This is a genomic window from Komagataeibacter sp. FXV3 (assembly GCF_015155755.1).
GTDB lineage: Bacteria > Pseudomonadota > Alphaproteobacteria > Acetobacterales > Acetobacteraceae > Komagataeibacter.
Genome location: NZ_VWPI01000005.1, coordinates 1 through 2,462 on the forward strand (window position 1 = coordinate 1; position 2,462 = coordinate 2,462).

General features: G+C 61.0%; 2 protein-coding genes. Both read right to left on the bottom strand.

Translation table 11 applies throughout. The features are described from left to right. Positions 1-57 precede the first annotated feature (57 nt). Positions 58-837 (bottom strand): IS21-like element helper ATPase IstB, encoded by a 780-nt coding sequence (gene istB / locus F1542_RS00450; protein WP_193731281.1) that lies wholly within the window; start codon positions 835-837, stop codon positions 58-60. Further along, complete coding sequence (gene istA, locus F1542_RS00455; protein WP_193731282.1) at positions 827-2,350, bottom strand: IS21 family transposase; 1,524 nt, start codon at positions 2,348-2,350, stop codon at positions 827-829. Before istA ends, istB begins: the two co-directional genes overlap by 11 nt. Positions 2,351-2,462: the final 112 nt, after the last annotated feature.

Sequence of the window (2,462 nt, forward strand, 5' to 3'; positions counted from 1 at the left end):
TTTTTCATCAGGAATTGACCCAGCCAGCTGCTATTTCAGGCATAGTCGGGCGGGCGGTCAAGAAGAGGATCTGTCCTTTCTGTTTTTTGACGCGGCGGTGCTGGCGCGGAACCTGTAGCTGTCATTTCCTGTCTCGAGGATATGACAGTGATGGGTCAGCCGATCGAGGAGCGCCGTCGTCATCTTCGGGTCACCAAAGACGTCTCCCCATTCACTGAAGCTCAGATTGGTTGTGATGATGACACTGGTGCGCTCGTAGAGGCGGCTGAGCAGATGGAACAGCAGGGCGCCGCCAGACGCGCTGAAGGGGAGATAACCGAGTTCATCAAGGATCACGAGATCCAGGCGGAGCAGCCTGTCGGCAATCTGCCCGGCCCGGTTGGCGGTCTTTTCCTGTTCGAGCGCATTGACCAGGTCGACCGTTGACCAGAAGCGTGCCTTCCTGCGGTGATGGGTGATCGCCTGGATGGCCAGCGCGGTCGCCAGGTGGGTTTTCCCGGTTCCCGGACCGCCGATCAGCACGACATTCTCAGCACGCTCGATGAAGTCCCCGCCATGGAGCTGGCGGATCATGGGCTCGTTGACCTGCGTATCGGCAAAGGAGAACCCGGACAGGTCTTTATAGGCGGGGAACCGGGCGGTCTTTGTCTGGTAGGCGATGGAGCGCACTTCGCGTTCGGCCAGTTCCGCCTTCAGGAGTTGTGAGAGGATGGGAATAGTCGCCTCGAAGGCAGGCGCGCCCTGCTCGATGAGGTCGGCCGTGGCCTGGGACATGCCATGCATCCGCAATCCACGGAGCATGACGACAAGTGAAGCAGCAGCAGGATCATGACGCATGGCGGCTGTCCCTTCGCAGGATGTCATACCGCCCTGTATCGGCGCACGGTTCGTGTTCGAGCACCAGGGCCTGTGGGGCATCGAGCCGGGGAACCACGGTTCTCTTGGCATCGATCAGGCGATGAAGCGTATTGAGAACATGGGTCTTGGTCGCCACGCCGTCTTCAAGTGCCAGTTCAACCGCGCAGAGGACAGCCTGCTCATCATGCTGCAGCACAAGGGCCAGGATTTCAGCCATTTCCCGGTCGCCTCCAGGCCGCCTGAGCAGTTGATCCTGCAGGGTCCGGAAGGCAGCTGGCAATTCGGCAAACGGCGCGCCATTGCGTAGGGCGCCCGGTTTGCGCTGGATGACCGCCAGATAATGCCGCCAGTCATACACCGTGCGGCCTGGCACGCCATGCGAACGCGTGATGATCCGGTCATGCACGCACAGAACCTGCCCTTCGGCGATAATGCGCAGCCTGTCGGGATAAACCCGCAGGCTGACCGGACGATTGGCAAAGGAGGCGGGCACGCTGTAGCGGTTGCCTTCGAACTGGATCAGGCAGGTTGGCGAGACGCGCTTGGTCTGTTCGACAAACCCGTCAAAGGGACGCCCCGGCACCATGAGGTGAGGACGCTCGCTGGCATGGACCTCGGCGATGCTCCGGGCCAGTTCGATATGCTGCAGCCGTTCCCAGCAGTCCAGGCAGCGGGCTTCCAGCCAGGCATTCAGCGCCCCCAGATCAGGAAAGGCAGGCATATCCTGCCAGATATGGCGTCGGGCATCCTGCACGGTCTTCTCGATCTGCCCTTTCTCCCATCCTGCCGCCGGATTGCAGAAGGTCGCCTCGAACAGATAATGGCTGGCCAGGGCCATGAAGCGCAGATTGACCTGACGCGCCTTGCCAGAGCCAATCCGGTCCACGGCGGTCTTCATGTTGTCAAAAATACCCCGCCGTGGCACGCCACCGAGCACGCGGAACGCCTCGGCAAGCGCATCAAAAAGCATCTCGTGGGTCTGCAGGGGATAGGCCCTGAGTATGAAGGCCCGGCTGAAGGACAGTTTGGTGTGGGCAACCTGCAGCTTGACGCGACGGCCGGCAATGACCGCCCAGTCCTCGCCCCAGTCGAACTGGAAGGCTTCCCCGGGCTGGAAGCTCAGGGGCACGAAAACACCCCGACCCGTTGTCTGGCGTGCCTGGTGCTGTTCGTGTTTCCACTGCCGGATGAAAGCGGCCACCCGTCCGTAGGATCCATCATAACCCAGTGCCACAAGGTCTTCATGCAGTCGTCGCGCCGTGCGCCGGTTCTTGCGGGGGCGAGCGGCTTCCAGGACCAGCCATCCCCTCAGCCTGTCAGCAAACGGGTCCAGTCGGCTGGGACGTTCGGGGACCTGGAACCGCGGTTCAATACTCTGTGCCCGGAGATATTTCCGGATCGTATTGCGTGACAGTCCCGTCCGGCGTTCGATCTCGCGGATCGGAAGATGATCCCGGCAGTGCCACCGACGGATCACACTCAGAAGCTCCATGTCAATCACTCCTCAAACCCCCAGCAGATGCTGCCGGGGAGTGTGAAGGCATGGGTCAAATCTCGATGAAAATTTCCGCCCTACCCGGGTCAGTTCTCAGTGAAAATCAACA

Bases quoted from the DNA above. Each gene is read 5' to 3' on its own strand.
- istA (WP_193731282.1), bottom strand. From the start codon at position 2,350: ATGGAGCTTCTGAGTGTGATCCGTCGGTGGCACTGCCGGGATCATCTT.
- istB (WP_193731281.1), bottom strand. From the start codon at position 837: ATGCGTCATGATCCTGCTGCTGCTTCACTTGTCGTCATGCTCCGTGGA.